The organism is Hamadaea tsunoensis DSM 44101, from assembly GCF_000428945.1.
Classification (GTDB): Bacteria; Actinomycetota; Actinomycetes; order Mycobacteriales; family Micromonosporaceae; genus Hamadaea; species Hamadaea tsunoensis.
This window is the reverse complement of record NZ_KE386822.1, coordinates 15,748-36,641: the sequence shown is the minus strand read 5'-3', so window position 1 is coordinate 36,641 and position 20,894 is coordinate 15,748. Positions and strand designations below refer to the sequence as shown.

Genomic DNA, 20,894 nt, shown 5'->3' with positions numbered 1-20,894 from the left:
GAGGGGAGTTCACGACGGCGTTTCGCCGGGCGGTTGATCACTTCCCCGGGGACCGCCGTCCGTTGCCGGGGATCCGCCGACCGGCTCGCCGTGCAGCACCGCGAGGACCGCTTCCGCCGTACGCGGTCCGATTCCGGGGACCTCGGCGATCTCGCCGACCGACGCGGCACCCAGCTTCTTGACCGAGCCGAAGTGGCGCAGCAGGGCCTTCTTGCGTATCTCGCCGAGGCCGGGGACCTCGTCGAGCTGGGAGGCCGTCATGCGCTGCGACCGGCGCTGGCGGTGGAACGTGATCGCGAACCGGTGCGCCTCGTCGCGTACGCGCTGCAGCAGGTAGAGCCCTTCGGAGGACCGGGACAGGATGACGGGCATCTCGTCGTTGGGCAGCCAGACCTCCTCGAGCCGCTTGGCGAGGCCGCAGACGGCGACGTCCACGACGCCCAGCTCGGCCAGCACGGCGGAGGCGGCGTTCACCTGGGGCTGGCCGCCGTCGACGACCACGAGCTGCGGCGGGTACGCGAACTTCCGCGCCCGCCCCTCCTCGTTCACCCGGGGCTCGGGGCTGTCCCGCTCGGCCAGGTAGTTCTGGAAGCGCCGCCGGATCACCTCGGAGATCGCCGAGACGTCGTCGGTGGCGCCCTTGATGATGAACCGCCGGTACTCGCTCTTGCGGGCCAGGCCGTCCTCGAAGACGACCATGCTGGAGACCACGTCGGTGCCCTGGATCTGGGAGATGTCGTAGCACTCGATGCGCAGCGGCGCGGTGGACAGCGCGAGGGCCTCCTCGATCTCCTCCAGCGCCGCGCTGCGGGCGGTGAGGTCGGTGGCCCGCTTCAGCTTGTGCTGGGCGAGGGCCTGGCCGGCGTTGCGCGCGACCGTCTCCATCAGCGTCTTCTTGTCCCCCCGCTGCGGTACGCGCAGACTCACCCGCGAGCCGCGCCGCTCGGCCAGCCAGGCCTCCAGCGCGTCGGCGTCGGCGGGCAGCTCGGGGACGAGCACCTCGCGGGGGACGTCCATGCTCTCGGCGGTGTCGCCGTAGATCTGGGAGCAGAAGTGGTGGACGAGGTCGCCGGTGGTCAGCGACTCGGTCTTCTCGACGACCCAGCCCCGCTGGCCGCGGACCCGGCCGCCGCGGACGTGGAAGACCTGGACGGCCGCCTCCAGCTGGTCCTCGGCGAACGCGACCACGTCGGCGTCGGTGCCGTCGCCGAGCACGACGGCCTGCTTCTCCAGCGCCTTCCGGGCGGCCGAGAGGTCGTCGCGCAGCCGGGCCGCGCGCTCGTAGTCCATCTCCGAGGAGGCCGTGTACATCTCTTTCTCCAGGCGGCGCAGCAGCCTGTCGGTGCCGCCCGCCATGAAGTCGCAGAACTCCTCGACGATGGCCCGGTGCTCGTCGGCGCTGACCCGCCCGACGCACGGCGCCGAGCACTTGCCGATGTAGCCGAGCAGGCACGGGCGGCCGATCTGGCCGGCCCGCTTGAAGACGCCCGCGCTGCAGGTCCGGGCCGGGAACACGCGCAGCAGCAGGTCCAGCGTCTCGCGGATGGCCCAGGCGTGCGAGTAGGGGCCGAAGTAGCGCACGCCTTTGCGCTTCGCGCCGCGCATCACCTGCAGCCGCGGGTATTCCTCGTCGAGCGTCACCGCGAGGAACGGGTAGGACTTGTCGTCGCGGTAGCGGACGTTGAACCGGGGGTCGAACTCCTTGATCCAGGCGTACTCCAGCTGGAGCGCCTCGACCTCGGTGCCGACGGTCACCCAGTCCACACTGGACGCGGTCGTGACCATCTGCTGCGTACGCGGATGCAGCGACCACAGGTCGGCGAAGTAGGAGTTCAGCCGCTGCCGCAGCGACTTGGCCTTGCCCACGTAGATGACCCGGCCGCCGGGGTCCCGGAAACGGTAGACCCCCGGCGACTCGGGAATCGTGCCGGTAGCGGGGCGATAAGTAGACGGATCGGCCACCCGGTCAGCCTACCCACGCCCCCCGACACTCGGTCACTCCACGGTGATCGACAGATCCGTACCGTTCGCCTTCACCGGGTACTCCTTCAGCGGCTGCGAGGCCGGCGGGCTCACCACGGCCCCGTCCTTGATGGAGAACTTGCTGAAGTGGCAGTTGCAGTTGATCGTCCCGCCGGACACGTCGGACAGCGGGCACTGCTGGTGCGAGCACAGGTTCGTGAAGGCCTTGTAGGTCCCGGCCGTCGGCTGCGTGACCACGACACCCTGGTCGTTGAAGATCTTCCCGCCGCCCACGGCGATGCCGGCGGCCGACACCGTCACGGCGTCCCCCGCGGGCGCGTCCTGGCTCGCGTCGTCGCTCGGCTCCGTTGCCGGCTCGCTCGCGGTCGGCGCCGCGCTGGACGAGGCCGCCGCCGGCGTGTCGGAGCCGTCGGAACAGGCGGCGAGGAGGGCCGCGGCTCCGACCGCACCGACGCCGGCGAAGATCGCCCGGCGCGAGGTGGTCGAGTTAGTTGAATCCTCTATCATCTCGGTCACCCGCAAACTTTATCCGTCTTGCCCGGCTTCAGGCTCGACCACCGATCACGGTTGGCTGTGTATCTCCTGAGCGCATATACCTCGGGTACCGGCATGCGGGATTGCGGTGTGGCCGCGCTCACACCCGCGGATCAACGGTCTCTAGGATGTGGGGCGTTGACCGCGGCGCCCACCGACGGGCGCGCTCGTTGGATCGAGTGATGATGAAGATGTCCCCCGTCGACGGCGACGCCTCGCCCGAGGCCCAGCCCGAGGCCCAGCCCGATCCACTGCCCGACGCTCCGAACGGTGCCCCGGACGACGCCCTGATGCTTGCGACCGCGCCCTGGTTCGCCGCCCGGCCCGCGCCGGACACGGAACTCGTCCACGTCGTCTTCTTCGGCCCGTTCACCCCGGCCCAGGGCGCGCCGATCGTCGGCGCGGCCATCGCGGCCCTGGCCGGCGACCCGCGCTTCACCTTCACCGTCATCGGCGGCGGGCCCGAGCACGCCGTCGCCCGCGCGCTCGCCGCGCCGAACGCCTGGGTGACCTGGCGCGCCTGGGTGCCGGCGCACGACCTGCCGGACCTCGTCGCCCGCCACGACGTCTGCCTCGGCATCTTCGGCACCTCCGGCGAGGCCCTCTCGTTCGTCCCGACCGAGGTCTACCAGGCCGCCGCGGCCGGCTGCGCGGTGATCACCTCCGACACCGCCCCGCAGCGCGCCGCGTTCGCCGACGCCGCCGTGCTGGTCCCGGCCGGCGACCCCGAGCAGATCGCCATCGCGCTGCGCAAGCTCGCCGACGACCCGGACGAGCTCACCCGCCTGCGCCGCGCCGCCCGGGCCCGCGCCCGCGAGCGCTTCGTCAATCCCACGCCCCATTCCCTGGTACGCGGATAGTCCCGTTCCGGCGTCGGGTCAAACCTTGGCCCGGGTCCGCTTCGCGGGTGCCTTCGCCTGCGCCGGAGCGGCCTTCTTCGGCGTACCGGCGGCGGTGCGCTTGGCGTGCGGTTGCGTCGGCACGGCTTCGAGGATCGGCCGCAGGTACGCGCCCGTGTGCGACTCGTCGACCGCGGCGACCTGTTCCGGCGTACCTTCGGCGATGACGGTGCCACCGCGGTGGCCGCCCTCCGGACCCATGTCGATGATCCAGTCCGAGCTCTTGATCACGTCGAGGTTGTGCTCGATCACGATCACCGTGTTGCCCTTGTCCACCAGGCCCTGCAGCAGGAGCAGCAGCTTGCGGATGTCCTCGAAGTGCAGGCCGGTCGTGGGCTCGTCCAGCACGTAGACCGTCCGGCCGGTCGAGCGCTTCTGCAACTCCGACGCCAGCTTCACCCGCTGCGCCTCGCCGCCGGACAGTGTCGGGGCCGGCTGGCCGAGGCGTACGTAGCCCAGACCCACGTCGACCAGGGTCTTCAGGTGCCGGTGGATGGCCGGGATCGCCTCGAAGAAGCCGGCGGCCTCCTCGATCGGCATCTCCAGCACCTCGGCGATGGTCCGGCTCTTGTAGTGCACCTCCAGGGTCTCCCGGTTGTACCGGGCCCCCTTGCAGACCTCGCACGGCACGTACACGTCCGGCAGGAAGTTCATCTCGATCTTGATCGTGCCGTCGCCCGAGCAGTTCTCGCACCGGCCGCCCTTGACGTTGAACGAGAACCGGCCGGGACCGTAGCCGCGTACCTTCGCCTCGGTCGTCTCCGCGAAGAGCTTGCGGATGTTGTCGAACACGCCCGTGTAGGTGGCCGGGTTCGACCGCGGCGTACGCCCGATCGGGCTCTGGTCCACGCCCACGACCTTGTCCACGTGGTCGAGGCCGGTGATGCGGGTATGCCGGCCGGGCACCATCCGCGCGCCGTTGATCTGGTTCGCCAGCACGGTGTAGAGGATGTCGTTGACCAGCGTCGACTTGCCCGAGCCGGAGACGCCGGTGACCGAGATCAGCTGGCCGAGCGGGAAGCTGACCGACACGTTCTTCAGGTTGTGCTCGCGCGCGCCGACCACGGTCAGCTCGCGGCCCTTGGTCTGCGGCCGGCGGTGCCCCGGCACCGGGATGTTCCTGCGCCCCGCCAGGTACGCCCCGGTGACCGACTCCTCGTTGGCCAGCAGGTCCTCGTAGGTGCCGGAGTGCACGATCTTCCCGCCGTGCTCCCCCGCGCCCGGGCCGATGTCGACCACCCAGTCGGCCGTGCGGATCGTGTCCTCGTCGTGCTCGACGACGATGAGGGTGTTGCCCAGGCCGCGCAGGCGTACGAGGGTCTCGATGAGACGGTGGTTGTCGCGCTGGTGCAGGCCGATCGACGGCTCGTCGAGGACGTAGAGGACGCCCACGAGGCCGGAGCCAATCTGGGTGGCCAGCCGGATGCGCTGCGCCTCGCCGCCCGACAGCGACCCGGCGGGCCGGTCGAGCGACAGGTAGTCGAGGCCGACGTCCAGCAGGAACTTGAGCCGGGCGTTGATCTCCTTGAGGACGCGCTCGGCGATCATCAGCTGCCGGTCGGTGAGTTCCAGCTTCTCCAGCAGTTCGGCGGCCTCGCCGACGGACAGGCCGCACACCTCGGCGATGTTGTGCCGGGCGACGGTCACGGCGAGGACCTCGGGCTTGAGCCGGGTGCCGCCGCAGACCGAGCAGGGCACCTCCCGCATGTAGCCCTCGTACTTCTCCCGGCTCCACTCGCTCTCGGTGTCGGAGTGCCGGCGCTCCAGCCACGGCACCACGCCCTCGTACCCGGCGAAGTACGACCGCTCCCGGCCGTACTTGTTCCGGTAGCGCACGTGCACCTGGTTCTCGACGCCGTGCAGGATCAGCTTCTGCGCCTTGGCCGTCAGCGCCCGCCAGGGGCTGTCGAGGTCGAAGCCGGACTCCTCGCCGAGCGCGCCGAGGACCTGGATGAAGTAGTCGAAGGTGTGCCCGTTGTTCCACGGCGCGATCGCGCCCTCGCGCAGGCTCTTCTCCACGTCGGGGACGAGCAGCTCGGGGTCGACCTCCTTCTTCTGGCCCAGGCCCGTGCACTCCGGGCAGGCGCCGTACGGCGCGTTGAACGAGAAGACCCGCGGCTCCAGGTCCTCGATCGCCAGCGGGTGCTCGTTCGGGCAGGCCAGATGCTCGGAGAACTTGCGCTCGCGGTGCTCGTCGTCCTCCGGCAGGTCGACGAAGTCCAGCACCACGATGCCGTTGGCCAGCCCCAGCGCGGTCTCGACCGAGTCGGTCAGGCGCTGCTTGGCCGACGCCTTGACGGCCAGCCGGTCGACGACCACCTCGATCGTGTGCTTCTCCTGCTTCTTCAGCTTCGGCACGTCGGTCAGCGAGTGCACGACGCCGTCGACGCGGGCGCGCGCGTAACCCTTGGCCTGCAGCTCGCTGAACAGGTCGAGGTACTCGCCCTTGCGGCCCCGGATGACGGGGGCCAGCACCTGGAACCGGGTGCCGTCCGCCATCGCCAGCACCCGGTCCACGATCTGCTGCGGCGACTGCTTGGTGATCGCCTCGCCGCAGACCGGGCAGTGCGGCTCGCCGACCCGGGCGAACAGCAGGCGCAGGTAGTCGTAGACCTCGGTGATCGTGCCCACCGTCGAGCGGGGGTTGCGCGAGGTCGACTTCTGGTCGATGGAGACCGCCGGCGACAGGCCCTCGATGAAGTCCACGTCCGGCTTGTCCATCTGGCCGAGGAACTGCCGGGCGTAGCTCGACAGCGACTCGACGTAGCGCCGCTGACCCTCGGCGAAGATCGTGTCGAAGGCGAGGCTGCTCTTCCCGGAACCGGAGAGACCGGTGAAGACGATCATGGCGTCCCGGGGCAGGTCGAGGCTCACCTCGCGCAGGTTGTGCTCACGCGCGCCACGGATGATCAGACGGTCACTCACGGTCGCTCCCCACAGGTACAGCTGAACAGGCCCAGGAACATCGGACATCCCCATCGGACGTCAAAATCGGACTTTTAGGGCACAGAAGTGCCCTGCCGAGACTGTAGACCCCACGTATGACAAGAACGCATCACGCGTTATGCCCGTGATCCCCCACCAGCGTAGCCAACGTCACCGTCACGCTCCGTACGCGAAGGCCGGGGGTCCGCCGACGACTCTAGCGCCCAGGCTTCGGACGTGTGTCCGAACCCCGGCCGCGTGTCGACGGACATGGTCAAGATCTTTTCAAGATATTGTCCCGGGTTCGTCGACCTCACTTCCGCTCCTCGCGCGGGAGACCGTTCCGCCCCTGTCGCTGCGCTCCGGGGACTCCACTGCCACCTGAGTGGGGCGACGCATCGTCCACCGCGGTCCGGTCACCGTTGACCCCGAACCCCGCCCAGACTTTGTCCCGACTGTCCGATATAGCGGCTTTGGACATTGGTAGAGGCCGTTTTCCTACATCCCGACCGCTATGAATCTTGGAGATGGGGCACGTTTTGACATCTCAGCCGCTGTGGATCACGTCCACGCCGTTCGGCTACCAACCGTTTGCCCGTGATGCGGGAACGATCTTCCGTCAGGCGGACACGGCGCGCTAATTTCTTGATCGTTTACGGCAGGGGTGTAAATCCGGCCCGATCTGCATGATCGATGACGCGTCAGGTGTAGCAGAACCCGTCAAACGCGCTCCAGAACCGTAAACGATCATGCATCGGGTGGCTGTTTCGACACCGCAGCCGTAAACGATCACCTCACCCGACCCGCGCCCGGCACCTATATCGGACAGTCGCGACAAAGCCAGAACCCGCCGGAACCCGCCAGGGTCGGACGGTGCCCCGATCTTCAAGGGTGGTCGACGATCTTGCGCGAATGCCTCGAATTTCGTCCGATACACCCGAAGTGCCCGGACATTCGCGCAAGATCGTCGACCCCTACGGGAACGAGTCGGACAGTCGCGACAAAGGCCGGGCCAAGCAGTGCCCGGCGGGGGTTGGGGGGAAACCGTGACCGAGCCGCGGCGGATGATGCTTTGCCCTAAAAGATCTAACGCCCTTTGTAGCGGTTGCGGACCGCCCGCTCCTCTTCGCGGAGGCGGACCGCCCGCCGCTTGGACTCGTGCTCGAGCTCCTTGCGCAGCCGCAGCCAGCTCGCCCAGCGCCGGGCGGTCAGCTCGCCGTCGTCGAGCGCCGCCTGCACCGCGCAGCCCGGCTCCGTCGAGTGTGTACAGTCCGCGAACCGGCAGTCCATGGCCAGCTCGTCCACGTCGGCGAAGGCCTCCTGCAGGCCGACGCTGCCGTCCAGCAGACCGACACCGCGCAGGCCCGGGGTGTCGATGACGGCACCGCCGTTCGGCATCGGCACGAGCGCGCGGTAGGTCGTCGTGTGGCGGCCCTTGCCGTCGACCCGGCGTACGGACTGGGTCATCATGACCGTCGCCCCGGCCAACGCGTTGACCAGCGACGACTTGCCCGCACCGGAGCGGCCCATGAGCGCCAGGGTGCGACCCGGCGCCACGTACGGGCGCAGCGTGTCCAGGCCCTGGCCGGTGTCCGCGCTGACCGTCAGCACCTCGACGTTCGGGGCGACCTCGCGTACCTGGTCGGCGACGGCTTCCGCGTGCGCGGTCACGTCGGCCTTCGTCAGCACCACGAGCGGCCGCGCGCCCGAGTCCCAGGCCAGCGCGAGCAGGCGCTCGATACGCCCGAAATCCGGCCCGCTGTCCAGCGGCTCCACGACTGCGGCCACGTCCAGGTTCGCGGCCAGCACCTGGCCGGTCGAATCCTTGTCGGCGGTACGCCGCACGATGGCCGTCCGGCGCGGCAGCACGGCCTCCAGCGTCGTACGCCGATCGGGCCAGTCGCGTACCACGACCCAGTCGCCCACGCAGGGAAGATGTACCGGGTCGGACGCTCCCTGCGCCAGTACGCCACCACCCAGGCTCGCACGGTCGCTGCCGGATTCGGTCAGCACCGTGCACACGCCCCTGTCCACACGCATCACCCGGCCGGGTCGCGTGTCGATCCGGTCATAGCGGGCGTACGCGTCCGCGAAGCGGTCATCCCACCCCAGCTGTTTCATCTTCCTCGTTTCTCCCGGGCCGGCCACGCGCCGACCTGACACCATGGTCAACGGCCGCTGACGCGGGCGCACCCCAATTTCGTTACGCTGGCCGATATGACCTTGCGCGTACGCTCACTCTCGGTCGGTCCCGGCGACAACAACGCGTACCTGCTGGAGGCCGGCGGTGACCGGCTGTTGATCGACGCGGCCGCCGAACCGGCGAGACTGCTCGCGTGGATCGGGCCCGAGCCCCTGGCGACGATCGTCACCACCCACCGCCACGGCGACCACTGGGGCGCGCTGGCGGAGGTCGTGGCGGCGACGGGAGCGCGGGTGCTCGCCCATCCGGCCGACGCCGGCGCGCTCCCGGTCGCCACGGACCCGATCACCGACGGCGACACGGTACGCGTCGGGGACGTGGACCTGGAGGTCATCCACCTCGTGGGGCACACGCCGGGCTCGGTGGCGCTCCTCCACCGGGGCGATCCGCCGCAGATCTTCACCGGGGACAGCCTGTTCCCGGGCGGAGTCGGCAACACGTGGGGTGACGCGGCCGCGTTCGCGTCGCTGCTGCGGGACGTCACCACGAAGATCTTCGACCGGCTGCCGGACGGGACCGTGGTGTGGCCGGGGCACGGCAAGCCGACGACGCTGGGCGCGGAGCGGCCCTCGATCCCCGAATGGCGCGCGCGGGGCTGGTGAGCCGAGGAGGGGCCGCCCGATCCGGACGGCCCCTGCTTTCTTCTGTCTACAGCCTTCTGCCTACAGTGGTTTGCCGAGGAATGTCTGCGACATCACCGTGGCCGGCGTCGCCTGATCCAGATCGGGCCGCGGCGCGATGAAGTGCTCCCGCTGCGTCCGGGCCGCCTCCAGGGCCTGCCCCATGACCTCCGCGATCTTCTGGTCGCCGGCCGCGACCTGGGCCTTGGTCGTGTCGATCGCCTCCTTCATGCTGCGCAGGACCGCCGCGGCGGTGTCGCCGTCGACCGAGCCGGTCGGCTCCTTGTCCTTCATCTGCCCCTCCTTGGCGCCCGCGAGCGAGAAGGCGCTGGACAGCCCGGTGTAGAAGACGATCGCCGCACCGCCTTCCGGTGCCGAGATCGTGGCGACCACCGCGCCGAGGATGGTCCACTGCATGGACGTCCGCTGGTGGTCCGCGTGCTTGATGCAGTTCAGCGCCTCAAGCGTGTTGTCGGCGACCTTCATGATGTCCGTCCGCGCGGTGTTCCAGAGCACCTGCTGGGCCGCCAGCCCGCTGTGCAGCACGGTCGCCAGCATGAACTGGTTGTGGCTGTACGCCGGGAACGGAGCCACGAAGTGCTTCTGGAAGTCGTCGGCCGCGGCGCCGGTCCAGACGTGCATGAGATCGTGGACCTCGCTCATGGTCAGGTAGGGATTGGCCGGGACGCCCACGCCACCGCCCATGGGGTCGTTCATCATGTCCCCCGGGCTCAGCGTCTGCATGGCCGACCGCAGCTCGGCCATGGCCGCCTCGAAGTGATCGTCCGTCGGCATCGCCGTGAACGGTGCGAACAGTCCGGCGACGCCCTGGACGTTCGCCATGAAGCCGTCCCAGTTGTGGTTGTGGTCGACGAACGGCAGGAAGCCGAAGTCCATCTCGCCGCCCATCTCGCCGAAACCGATCTCGAACGCCTGCTTCTCGATCTCGGCCGCCTTGCCCATCAGATCCTCGGCGAAGCCCATGTCAGAAGTCCTCCCGCCAGAGGTGGCCCGTTTTCGGCGGGGTGTAACCGATCTGGTCGCGCTCGCGGTCGAACTCCGCGGCGGCCGCCGCGTCCGTGCTCGCGTACGCCTTCGTGGCCATGTCGAGCGCCGTCGCGGTGTCGTTCATGTTGTCGACGGTGTCCAGCAGGATCTTGTCCAGCTCGTCCCGCAGATCCAGCCACGGCTGCTCGGACGCGCATCGCGCCAGGCCGTTGTTGACCTCCGGCACCGACGGAAATCCGGCCAGCGTCGACCGCGTACCGCAGACCGCGCGCCGGGCCGCCGCGAACTCGGCCGACAGGTCCGGCAGGATCCGGTTCGCGACCTTCCACATGCGATTCAGGTCGGCCCCCAGCTGTTCGCCCGACTCCCCCACGTCATCCCCCCAAAAAGGCTATGGGCGAGTGACGGCTCGGCCCGCCCCCGCTCCACCGGCCAGTCTGGCGGAGCGCTCCTCACATTCCGCTCACACGCAAACCACCAGGCCAGACATTGGGAGATGGGGTCACACGACGCATCGACCCGCCGGCAGAAGCACGTCCCTCATCCCGGCAGATCCAAAACCGATCACCGGCAAATCTAAAAGCGGGTACCCGGCAGATCTAAAACACGTGAGGCCTGGCTGAGCGCCAAGCGTCCACCGTAGAGCTTCCAGGCGAGCACCGTGATCCATGCCCAGGCCGCGTACACGGCGACGCGTTCGAGGCCGCCCGCGATCTCCACCAGGCCCGCCGCCTGCCCCAGGCCGGCCGCCGCCGGCAGGAACGTCAGGACGAAGATCAAGAGCGTCACCATCGAGTACGCCTTCCAGGCCGCCCCGCCCCGTCGCCGCCACGTGACGAAGGAGCCGACGAGGCCGATCGCGCCGAGCAGGGCGAACACGTTGTGCAGGGCACCGCTTAGGGTGCCGACGGGGTAGTCGGGCGTACCCGCCGGGTAGCCGCTGACCGCGTCGGTGACGAAGAGGCCGACGCCGACCAGGCTGACACTCCACAGGCCGAGCCAGAAGACGCCCCAGCGCGTGCCCGCTCCCGGCGTACGCGCGAGGGCGATCGTCAGCAGTACACACAGGACGCCGGCGACGACGAAGAGGACCGACTGCGTCCAGCCGCCGGGGCCGAGGGCGAGCGAGCTGATGGGGTGGCGCAGCGTCCGGTAGTCCGGGCGGGTGGCGGCCTCGACGGTCGCGGCCGCGAGGAAGAGCGGACCGGCGACGACGCCGGCCGCGGCGAGGGGATTCGTCTTCACGGATCGACCGTAGGAAGGGCGGATCCCGAGGCGCATCAGGCGGGTTCCCGGAGAAAGCCCCCGGCCGCCCACCCCTACGGGGGGCAGGGTCGCGTCCTGACCTTGTCCTTTCATGACTGTTGATTTCGTTGTAGCACGCCGGTAACGTTCCTGGCCAAGTCAGCGCAAAATTTCGACAAATGAATGTTCACTTCTTTCGCTGGCGAGTACAGAGAACGACTGCCCGCTCCACCCCTCAGCGACAAGGACAGTCATGTATCGATCACCGCTTCTTCGAGGGGCGGCCTTGGCCCTGGCCGCGACCCTCGTGTCCACCTTCCTCGGATCCGTCGGCGGGCATGCCGCCGGTGGACCCAACCTCGCGCTCGGCAAGGCCGCCGGCGCAAGTTCTGTCAACGGCGCGTACGGTGCCGGGAATCTCAACGACGGCAACCAGGCCACCTACTGGGAGTCGGCCGGGAGCACGTTCCCGCAGTGGGCGCGGATCGACCTCGGCGCGGCCACGGCCGTCGACCAGGTCGTGCTGAAGCTGCCGACCGGCTGGGGCGCGCGTACGCAGACCCTGGCCGTGCAGTCCAGTTCGGACGGGACGACCTTCGGCGACGTCGTGGCGTCGGCCGCGTACGCCTTCAACCCGTCCACCGGCAACGCCGTGACGATCAACTTCACGGCCGCGACCGCCCGCTACCTCCGCGTCAACATCACGGCCAACACCGGCTGGACCGCCGCGCAGCTGTCCGAGTTCGAGGTCTACGGAACCGCGACGGCCGGCACGAACCTCGCCCAGGGGCGGCCGACGACCGAGAGCGGGCACGCCGACGTCTACGACTCGTCCCGGACGGTCGACGCGAATCAGGCCACCTACTGGGAGTCGACCAACAACGCCTTCCCGCAGTGGCTCGGCGTGGACCTCGGCTCGGCCCAGTCCGTGGGCAAGGTCGTGCTGAAGGTCCCGGCCGGCTGGGGCGCGCGTACACAGACGCTGAGCGTGCAGGGCAGCACCAACGGAAGCACGTTCACCACGATCGCGGCATCCGCGGCCTACGCGTTCGACCCGGCCGCCGGGAACACCAAGACGATCACCTTCACCGCGGCCACCGCCCGCTACGTGCGGATCAACATCACCGCGAACACCGCCTGGCCCGCGGGTCAGATCTCCGAATTCGAGGTGTACGCGGCGAGCGGCGGCGGCGACGTCACACCGCCCTCGGTTCCGGGCACCCTGTCGCTGAGCACCTCGGGGACGACGATCACGCTCGCCTGGGGCGCGTCGACCGACAGCGGCTCGGGCCTGGCCGGCTACGACGTCTTCCGTGACGGTACGCAGATCGCCTCCGTCGGCGCGGGCACGCTCACCTACGCCGACACCCAGCCGGCCAGTGCGACCGTGTCCTACTTCGTCCGGGCGCGCGACGTCGCGGGGAACGTGTCGGGCAACAGCAACACCGCGACGCGTACAGGACAAGGGGACACGACACCGCCGAGCGTGCCCGGCACGCTGAGCGCGAGCACGGCGGGCAGCACGGTGATCCTGACCTGGGGCGCGTCGACGGACACCGGCGGCAGCGGCCTGGCGGGCTACAACGTCTACCGCGACGGCAACCTGGTCGCGACGCTGGGCACGGTGCTGACCTATTCGGACGGTCAGCCGCCGACGGCGACGGTGTCGTACTTCGTCCGCGCGCGCGATGGCGCGGGCAACCTCTCGGGGCAGGGCAACACGGTCACGCGCACGGGCACCCAGCCGCCCGGCTGCACGAACGTGGCGCAGGGCAAGACGGTGACCGCGAGCGGCTCGGTCTTCACGTTCGTGCCGCAGAACGCCGTCGACGGCAACCTCACCACCTACTGGGAGGGCGCGGCGGGCTACCCGGCCACGCTGACCGTCGCGCTCGGTGCGAACCACACGCTGACCGGCGTCAACGTGAAGCTCAACCCCGACGCCTCGTGGGGTACGCGTACGCAGAACATCCAGGTGCTCGGCCGGGACCAGGCGGCCACCACGTACACGAACCTGGTGAACGCGGCCGACTACCAGTTCGTCCAGGGCAACAACGTCGTCAGCATCCCGGTGACGGCCACGACCGCCGACGTGCAGCTGAAGTTCTCCGCCAACACCGGCGCCCCCTCGGGCCAGGTGGCCGAACTCGAAGTCTGCGGTACGCCGGCCCCGAACCCGGATCTCACGGTGTCGAACCCGACGTGGACGCCCGCCTCGCCGGACGAGACCAGTTCCGTCACGCTCTCGACGACGGTGACCAACACGGGTGACCTCGCCTCCGCCGCCACCACGGTCGGCTTCTACCTCAACGGCGAGCTCAAGGGCACGGCCAACGTGGGCGCGCTCAACGCCGGCGCGTCGGCGGCCGTCACGAAGTCCGTCGGCGCCCTGCCCATGGGCGCGTACGCGGTGTCGGTCCGGGTCGACCCGGGCAACACGGTCTTCGAGAAGAACGAATCCAACAACACGGCCGCCAACCCGACCTCGATGACGGTCGCCCAGGCGCCCGGCCCCGATCTGCAGGTGCTGAGCGTCTCCGCCAACCCGGCGAGCCCGGCGGCCGGCGTACCGGTGTCGTTCAGCGTGACGCTGAAGAACCGGGGCACCACGTCGACCGGCGTCACGACCACCACCCGCGTGGTCGTCGGTTCGACCACACTGGACACTCCGACCGCGGCCGTGGCCGCCGGCGCGACCGTGAACGTCGCGGTCAACGGCAGCTGGATCGCGGTGGCCGGCGGGGCGACCATCACCGCCACAGCCGACGCGGCCAACGCGGTCGCCGAGACCAACGAGACGAACAACAGCCTGGCCCAGCCGATCGTGGTCGGTCGCGGCGCGGCCGTGCCGTGGACCGAGTACGAGGCGGAGAACGCCAACTACACCGGTACGCTGCTCACCGCCGACCCGCTGCGGACGTTCGGCCACACCAACTTCGCCACCGAGTCCTCGGGCCGCAAGTCGGTGCAGCTGAACACGACCGGCCAGTACGTCGAGTTCACCTCGACGGCGGCCACCAACTCGATCGTCGTGCGCAACTCGGTGCCCGACAGCGCGAGCGGCGGCGGCCAGGACTACAGCCTGAGCCTCTACATCAACGGCGTCTTCGACCGGAAGATCACGCTGTCGTCGAAGTTCAGCTGGCTCTACGGCCAGACCGACGACACTGAGGGCCTGTCGCAGACCCCGCAGGCGAACGCGGCCCGCCGGCTCTTCGACGAGTCGCACGCCCTGCTCGCCCAGAGCTACCCGAGCGGCACCAAGTTCAAGCTGCAGCGCGACGCGGCCGACAGCGCGTCGTTCTACATCATCGACTTCATCGACCTCGAACAGGTCGCGCCGCAGATCAGCCAGCCGGCCGGCTGCACGTCGATCACCACCTACGGCGCCGTGCCGAACGACGGGATCGACGACACCACCGCGATCCAGCAGGCCGTGATGGACGACCAGAACGGCGTCATCAGCTGCGTCTGGATCCCGGCCGGGCAGTGGCGGCAGGAGCAGAAGATCCTGACCCCCGACCCCGCCCGCGGCCAGTACAACCAGAAGGGCATCCGCAACGTCGTCATCCGCGGCGCCGGCATGTGGTACACCCAGCTCTACACCGACACCGAGCCGCAGAACGTGGTCGGCAACATCAACCACCCGCACGAGGGCAACGTCGGCTTCGACATCGACGACAACGCCCAGATCTCCGACCTCGCCATCTTCGGTGCCACCAAGAACCGGGCCAACCGCGGCCACGGCCTCAACGGGCGCTTCGGCAAGAACACGAAGATCAGCAACGTGTGGATCGAGCACGTCAACGTGGGCGCCTGGGTCGGCCGCGACTACACCGACACCCCGGCGTACTGGAACCCGGCCGACGGGCTCGAGTTCACCGGCATGCGCATCCGCGACACGTACGCCGACGGCATCAACCTGTCCAACGGCAGCCGCAACTCGAAGGTGTTCAACTCGTCGTTCCGCACCACCGGTGACGACAGCCTCGCGGTGTGGTCCAGCACGTTCGTGAAGGACCAGTCGGTGGACATCGGCCACGACAACCACTTCACCAACAACACGATCCAGCTCCCGTGGCGGGCCAACGGCATCGCGATCTACGGCGGCTACGGCAACGCGATCGAGAACAACCTCGTCTACGACACGATGAACTACCCGGGCATCATGCTCGCCACCGACCACTCGCCGATCGCGTTCTCGGGCACGACGACGATCGCCAACAACGCCCTGTTCCGCTGCGGCGGCGTCTTCTGGGGCGAGAACCAGAAGTTCGGTGCCATCACCCTGTACGCGCCGAGTACCGGCATCCCCGGCGTCGTCATCCGCGACACCGACATCTCGGACTCGACCTACGACGGCATCCAGTTCAAGTCCGGTGGCGGGACGCTCGGCGTCACCATCACCAACGTGAAGATCGACAAGTCTAACAACGGCGCGGGGATCCTCGCCCAGAACGGGTCGAACGGCAGCGCGACGCTGTCCGGCGTGACCATCACGAACTCGTCCACCGGGGACATCGTGATCGAACCGGGGTCCAACTTCCACATCACCGGCAGCTGACCGCTCCCACACCGCCCCGCCCGGACCGCCCGTCCGGGCGGGGCACCCTTTGTCGGTGGCCGGCCTTAGTCTGTGCCGCATGACGACGGGGATGGAACGACGCCGGCCGCCGCAGGCCGCCGGCGAACGCGAGACCTTGACCGCGATGCTCGACTTCTCCCGCGCGACCGTGCTCCAGAAGGTCGCCGGCCTCACCGACGAGCAGGCCTTCGCCGCGCCCGTCCCGCCCTCCACGCTCACCCCGGCCGGCATCGTCAAGCACCTCACCGGCGTCGAGCGCTTCTGGTTCAGCATCGACTTCGCCGGCCTCGACCTGCCCTGGCCGTGGAGCGAGGAGGACCCCCACGGCGGCTTCCCGATCGCGCCGGGCGAGACCATCGAAGAACTCGCCTCGGCGTACGCGGCGGAGTGCGAGCGGTCCCGTTCGTCCATCGTGGACGCCGATCTCGACGAGGTCGCCCGGGGCGAGGACCAGACGTTCACCCTCCGGTACGCGCTCGTCCACATGATCGAGGAGACGGCCCGGCACTGCGGCCACCTGGATCTGCTGCGCGAGCGTACCGACGGGGCCACCGGGCACTGAGATGCTGACCGAGCCGCCGTTCCCGTTCTGCCCGTGCTGGATCTGCCTGGGCGACTTCGACTGCTGCGCGGTCATGTGCGGCCAGCAGGTGCCCGACGCCCTCATGACCATGCTGACCCACCATCCGACCGTGTGGCTGACGGAGGGGCGGGCACAGGCGATCCGGGCGATCCGGCGCTACCAGACGGAGATCTCGGCACACCGGCCCGCGATCTGCCACTTCACACCCTCGTGCAGCCATTACGGGGTCGGCGCGCTGGAGCGTTTCGGCCTGCTGCGCGGCGGCTGGCTGATCCTGCGGCGGCTGGCCCGGTGCCGGGCGTCGGTCCCGTGGGGAACGCCCGACCCGGTGCCGTCCGCCTGATTCTCAGGTGGTGGCGGGCAGGAGTGCCTGGGAGAGCTTCCAGTCACGCCAGTAGATCGCCAGGATCCCGATGACGTAGGTCGTCAGTGTCAGCAGGAAGTACAGCTGCACGAGAACGTCGGGCACGCTCTCGCGGATCCGGGCGACGTCGCTGTCGGGGTTGATGAAGCCCTCGATCCACTGCACGCCCGAGTTGAGCAGGGGCGACAGCAGACCGAGGATCGCGAGGTTGAGCCAGATCAGGTGGTTGCGCCAGGGCAGCCGGGTCAGCAGGAAGAAGAAGCCCACGAACCACAGCAGGTCGCAGAGGTAGGGCGCCGCGAGCGTCACCCAGTCCGTGTCCGCGTTGTTCCACTGCGTGTATCCCCACGTGAACCGGCCGAGGTCGGTCTGCGGGTAGATGACGAACTTCGTGACGTCCGCGCCTTCCAGCTTCGCGACCAGGGCGTGGCTGCCCTCGTGCCGGATCGTGCCGAGGGTCTGGTAGACCGGGTAGGCGAGCAGCCACCACAGGTCCGTCCAGCGGAGCTTCCATACGGGTGGGTCGATGTCGGCCATGGTTCATCACACGCCCGTCCGCTCCCCCGCGCTGCCGCCTCCCCGACACCGTTCGCGTGAATCCCTCACACCCACCCGCCCCCTTCCGACGATCTTGCGCGAGTGTCCCGAATTTCGCGACCTATGTCCGAAAAGCCCGGATATTCGCGCAAGATCGTCGGAACTGTTAGAGGAGGCCCAGGAGGGTGAGGGTTTCGGGGACGCCGTCGGAGTCGGCGTCGGGGGCCACGTGCTGGGCGGCCGCGACCACGTCCGGGTGGGCCGTGCCGACGGAGACGCCCAGACCGACCACGCCGAACATCGGGATGTCGGCGACCATGTCGCCGAAGGCCACCGTCTCCTCCGGGGCGATCCCCAGGTACGCGAGCGCGCGCAGCACCCCGGTCCCCTTGTCCACACCGGACGGGGTGATGTCGACGACGTTGCGCCCGGCGGTGCTGAGGGTGGCGATCGCGGGGTCGACGCCCAGCTCCTCGATCAGCGCGAACGGGCTGAGATCCGGGGCGCACGCGGCCATGACACAGGCCGACGGCGGCAGTTCCCCCGGCTCGACGACGGTCCTCGGGCCGCGGCTGCGCCAGCCGTTGAGGGTCGCGTACGCCGCCGTCATGAACCACTGGTCGCCGTCGTGCGCTCCGACACCGGCGCCCGGTAGCCGCAGGATCGCCTCGGCGACCTCGCGTACGGCCGGGTGGGGAAAGGTCTCGCGCCACACGCGGGTGTCGTGGTCCCAGCCGATGGCGCCGGCGGAGCAGACGGAGAGGGTGAAGTCGAGACCCGCGGCGGCGACGCCGTAGTGGGTGCGGGCCGTCGCGGCGATGAGCGGGATCCCGCGTTCCGCGAGGGTACGCGCGGCGGCCGCCATCCGGGGGCTGATCGTTCCGTCGGTCCGGACGATCGTTCCGTCGAGATCGGTGACCACCGCACGTATCACGAGGTGAGGGTACCGGGCGGGGGCGCCCGGTACGACGGGTCAGCCGGCCGCGCTGGTGAAGACCGGGAGGTAGCCGCCGGCCTGGCCGTCGGCGGTGGGGTGGTAGGACACGTCGAGCGACGCGAAGTTCAGCGCGTGCAGCCACTTGGTGCCGCCGCTGCACAGCTGGTGGCCGACGAAGATCGAGCGGACGTCGGCGAACACGAAGCCGTGGGCGGTGGCCCGGGTCTTGATCACGTTGTCGACGAGGTTGATGCCCTCGTCGATCTTCGCCCGCGAGGTCTCCGAGAGGCCGACGCACAGCGGCTGGTTGAGCAGGTAGAACACCGGGTACGCGAGCACCACCACACGGGCGTTGGGGGCGTGCGACCGGATGTTGTCGTAGGTCGTGTCGAGCCGGCCGGGCAGCGTCGAGTTGGCGAAGTTCTCGGCGGACTGGACCGCCGCGACACACGCCGACGTGCCCTGCAGGACGCAGGTCGACATGATGTTGGAGAACCCGGCGTCGTTGCCGCCGATGGTGATGCTGACGAGCGTGGTGCTCGCCGTCAGGGCCGACAGCTGCGAGCTGTTGACCGTGGAGGTGGTCGCGCCGGAGCAGGCGACGGAGGTGTACGACGCGGGGGCGTGGGCGGTCGCCCAGAGTGCCGAGTACGCCTTCGTGCTGCGGTCGCAGGAGCCGCTGGAGCTGATGTAGCTCCCGGCGCCCACGCCGGAGGAGTAGGAATCGCCGAGCGCTACGTAGTTGACGCTGGACGCGGCCGCGGCGGGTAGGCCGAAGCCGAGGACGAGGCCGGCTGCCGCGAGGGTGACGGCGGCCGAGCGGAGCAGGGTACGCACGTGGTACTCCCTGGTGTCGGGGGAACGCGGGGGTAGTGGGAACGAGGGTGCACCAGGAATACCAGGCGAAGGCGCCGAAAGGAAGACTCGGACATTGACGAACATGCACGAGCAGATGGACGGTCGCGGCACCCGAGGACGGGCGTCACGCGTACGTATGACGACGCCGCCCGGATGTTGTCATCCGGACGGCGTCACGTGTCGTGGTCAGTTGTGGATCATCCTGTGGATCATGCGTCCTTCATGAGGACGGACAAGACCGTCGCCGCGTCGGCCGGCGTACCGTCGGGGGAGCTCAGGTCGCCGTAGAGGTTCCCGTACGCCGCCGAGCCCACCTGAAACTTACGGCCGCCCTCCCCGAGCGCGCCGGCGTCGACGGTGTCGTAGCCGATCTGGTCGAGAAAGTCGGTCACCTGCTGCTTCGCCGGCTCGCTGTCCCCCGCGACGAGCAGCGCGCTGCGGTCGGGCGCGCCGTCGGGGCGGGCGAGCGTACCGAGGTGCTTGTAGTTGATGTTGTTGAACACCTTCACCACGAACGCGTCCGGCAGGTGCTGCTGGAGCAGCTCGCTGCCGGTGGTCGAGTCGTCGTCCAGCGCCGCGACGTGACCGTCCCGCTGCGGGTAGTAGTTGTTGGTGTCCATCACGACCTTGCCGTCCAGCGGGGCGACCGGGACGCTGTCGATCGCCTTGAGCGGGATGCTCACCACCACGAGGTCGCCCTGCTCGGCCGCGGCCTCGGGGGTTGCGGCGCTGGCCAGGGGGCCCAGCTCGGCCACGAGCTCGGCGAGGGTCTCCGGGCCGCGCGAGTTGCTCATGATCACGTCGTGCCCGGCCGCCACGGCCAGCCGCGCGACCGTGCTCCCGATGTGCCCGCTGCCGATGAATCCGATCGTCGCCATGCCGTCAACCCTACTGACGGATCTTCACATCGGCCCGGCAATCCGCGCGGCGAGGGGAAACGAATGTCGGTCGCCTGCGCTACCGTGCGGAGAAGCCGACCGGGGAGGGCGTGGCACATGGGCCGTGGGATCTTCTGCTTCGAAGGGCAATGGAACCGCGATCTGCGCAAGCGCGGCTCCGTCCTGCCGACGCTGGAGCTGCTGGAGCGGCTCGGGACCATCCGGTTCATCCACAAGGACGTCGCCACCCCCGATGAGCTGTGGTTCTACCTCGACCGGTGGACGCTGCGCGAGTACCAGGACTTCACCGTCGGCTTCTTCGCGATGCACGGCGAGCCCACCCGGCTGTGCCTGACCGACTGGCACAGCGTCGAGCTCGACGAGCTCGCCGATCAGCTCGCCGGCAAGCTGGAGGGCAAGCGGCTGTTCTTCGGCAGCTGCTCGGTCATGAACGCCACCACCACCACGCTGCAGAAGTTCCTCATCACCACGGGCGCGGCGATGATGTGCGGCTACACCCGGCAGGTCGGCTGGGTGGAGTCGGCCGCGTTCGAGACCGTGCTGCTCGACGTGCTCGCCAACGGCCAGCGCAGCAACTCCGTCGAGCTGCGGATGGGCTCGGCGCACTGGGCGCAGCTCTCGGCCTACCTGGGGTTCCGGATCGTTTACAACACCGGGCGGGCGTGGCGGGCCGAGGCCGCGCCGCGCATCCCCGCCCAGTCCAACCGGGCCTGA

Annotated in this window: 17 protein-coding genes; 6 read left to right on the top strand and 11 right to left on the bottom strand. The window is 69.4% G+C overall.

Annotated elements, in window-relative coordinates; all coding sequences use genetic code 11:
• Positions 1 to 9: 9 nt before the first annotated feature.
• Positions 10 to 1,962 (bottom strand): excinuclease ABC subunit UvrC, encoded by a 1,953-nt coding sequence (uvrC, locus tag G401_RS51810; protein ID WP_051367965.1) that lies wholly within the window; start codon positions 1,960 to 1,962, stop codon positions 10 to 12.
• 33 nt (positions 1,963 to 1,995) lie between these two features.
• Entirely contained in the window at positions 1,996 to 2,490 is a 495-nt protein-coding gene (locus tag G401_RS0140640; protein WP_027347002.1) for a Rieske (2Fe-2S) protein, read from the bottom strand.
• 218 nt (positions 2,491 to 2,708) lie between these two features.
• Between G401_RS0140640 and G401_RS51805 the strand changes: the two genes are divergently transcribed.
• Positions 2,709 to 3,377 (top strand): glycosyltransferase, encoded by a 669-nt coding sequence (locus G401_RS51805; protein ID WP_211240979.1) that lies wholly within the window; start codon positions 2,709 to 2,711, stop codon positions 3,375 to 3,377.
• 18 nt (positions 3,378 to 3,395) lie between these two features.
• Here G401_RS51805 and uvrA read toward each other — a convergent pair whose 3' ends face one another.
• Positions 3,396 to 6,341, bottom strand: coding sequence for an excinuclease ABC subunit UvrA (gene uvrA / locus G401_RS0140630; RefSeq protein ID WP_027347001.1), 2,946 nt, complete (start codon positions 6,339 to 6,341; stop codon positions 3,396 to 3,398).
• A gap of 1,086 nt (positions 6,342 to 7,427) precedes the next feature.
• The gene (rsgA, locus tag G401_RS0140625; RefSeq protein ID WP_027347000.1) at positions 7,428 to 8,462 is read right to left on the bottom strand and encodes a ribosome small subunit-dependent GTPase A; all 1,035 of its coding nucleotides are present in this window, start codon (positions 8,460 to 8,462) and stop codon (positions 7,428 to 7,430) included.
• A 96-nt stretch (positions 8,463 to 8,558) separates the two neighbouring features.
• Here rsgA and G401_RS0140620 point away from each other — a divergent pair, with 96 nt between their 5' ends.
• Positions 8,559 to 9,146 carry an MBL fold metallo-hydrolase gene (locus G401_RS0140620; protein WP_051367962.1) on the top strand — a complete coding sequence of 196 codons (588 nt, stop codon included), beginning with the start codon at positions 8,559 to 8,561 and terminating at the stop codon, positions 9,144 to 9,146.
• A gap of 60 nt (positions 9,147 to 9,206) precedes the next feature.
• Here G401_RS0140620 and G401_RS0140615 read toward each other — a convergent pair whose 3' ends face one another.
• From G401_RS0140615 to G401_RS51795, 3 genes are all read right to left on the bottom strand, one after another.
• Positions 9,207 to 10,148: a hypothetical protein gene (locus G401_RS0140615; RefSeq protein WP_027346998.1), complete on the bottom strand. Its 942-nt coding sequence runs from the start codon at positions 10,146 to 10,148 to the stop codon at positions 9,207 to 9,209.
• 1 nt (position 10,149) lies between these two features.
• Entirely contained in the window at positions 10,150 to 10,545 is a 396-nt protein-coding gene (locus tag G401_RS51800; protein ID WP_034594685.1) for a hypothetical protein, read from the bottom strand.
• A gap of 203 nt (positions 10,546 to 10,748) precedes the next feature.
• Positions 10,749 to 11,417, bottom strand: a complete 669-nt coding sequence (locus tag G401_RS51795; protein WP_051367961.1) for a DUF998 domain-containing protein — start codon at positions 11,415 to 11,417, stop codon at positions 10,749 to 10,751.
• 253 nt (positions 11,418 to 11,670) lie between these two features.
• Between G401_RS51795 and G401_RS0140600 the strand changes: the two genes are divergently transcribed.
• The 3 genes from G401_RS0140600 (at position 11,671) to yidD (ending at position 16,928) form a co-directional block, all read left to right on the top strand.
• Entirely contained in the window at positions 11,671 to 15,981 is a 4,311-nt protein-coding gene (locus G401_RS0140600; protein WP_034594683.1) for a galactose-binding domain-containing protein, read from the top strand.
• Positions 15,982 to 16,060: 79 nt separating this feature from the next.
• On the top strand, positions 16,061 to 16,564 hold the full coding sequence (locus G401_RS0140595; protein ID WP_027346996.1) for a DinB family protein: 504 nt from the start codon (positions 16,061 to 16,063) through the stop codon (positions 16,562 to 16,564).
• Position 16,565: 1 nt separating this feature from the next.
• On the top strand, positions 16,566 to 16,928 hold the full coding sequence (gene yidD, locus G401_RS0140590; RefSeq protein ID WP_245602084.1) for a membrane protein insertion efficiency factor YidD: 363 nt from the start codon (positions 16,566 to 16,568) through the stop codon (positions 16,926 to 16,928).
• Between the two features lie 3 nt (positions 16,929 to 16,931).
• Here yidD and G401_RS0140585 read toward each other — a convergent pair whose 3' ends face one another.
• The 4 genes from G401_RS0140585 to G401_RS0140570 all read right to left on the bottom strand — a co-directional run bounded on the left by G401_RS0140585 (position 16,932) and on the right by G401_RS0140570 (position 20,159).
• Entirely contained in the window at positions 16,932 to 17,486 is a 555-nt protein-coding gene (locus G401_RS0140585; RefSeq protein ID WP_027346994.1) for a M50 family metallopeptidase, read from the bottom strand.
• Between the two features lie 166 nt (positions 17,487 to 17,652).
• Positions 17,653 to 18,420 carry an HAD family hydrolase gene (locus G401_RS0140580; RefSeq protein WP_084558158.1) on the bottom strand — a complete coding sequence of 256 codons (768 nt, stop codon included), beginning with the start codon at positions 18,418 to 18,420 and terminating at the stop codon, positions 17,653 to 17,655.
• Between the two features lie 39 nt (positions 18,421 to 18,459).
• A complete protein-coding gene (locus tag G401_RS0140575) occupies positions 18,460 to 19,260 on the bottom strand; it encodes an SGNH/GDSL hydrolase family protein (protein WP_027346992.1) in 801 nt (266 codons plus the stop codon).
• A 230-nt stretch (positions 19,261 to 19,490) separates the two neighbouring features.
• Complete coding sequence (locus G401_RS0140570; protein WP_027346991.1) at positions 19,491 to 20,159, bottom strand: NADPH-dependent F420 reductase; 669 nt, start codon at positions 20,157 to 20,159, stop codon at positions 19,491 to 19,493.
• Positions 20,160 to 20,276: 117 nt separating this feature from the next.
• Between G401_RS0140570 and G401_RS0140565 the strand changes: the two genes are divergently transcribed.
• Positions 20,277 to 20,894, top strand: coding sequence for a DUF6642 family protein (locus tag G401_RS0140565; protein ID WP_027346990.1), 618 nt, complete (start codon positions 20,277 to 20,279; stop codon positions 20,892 to 20,894).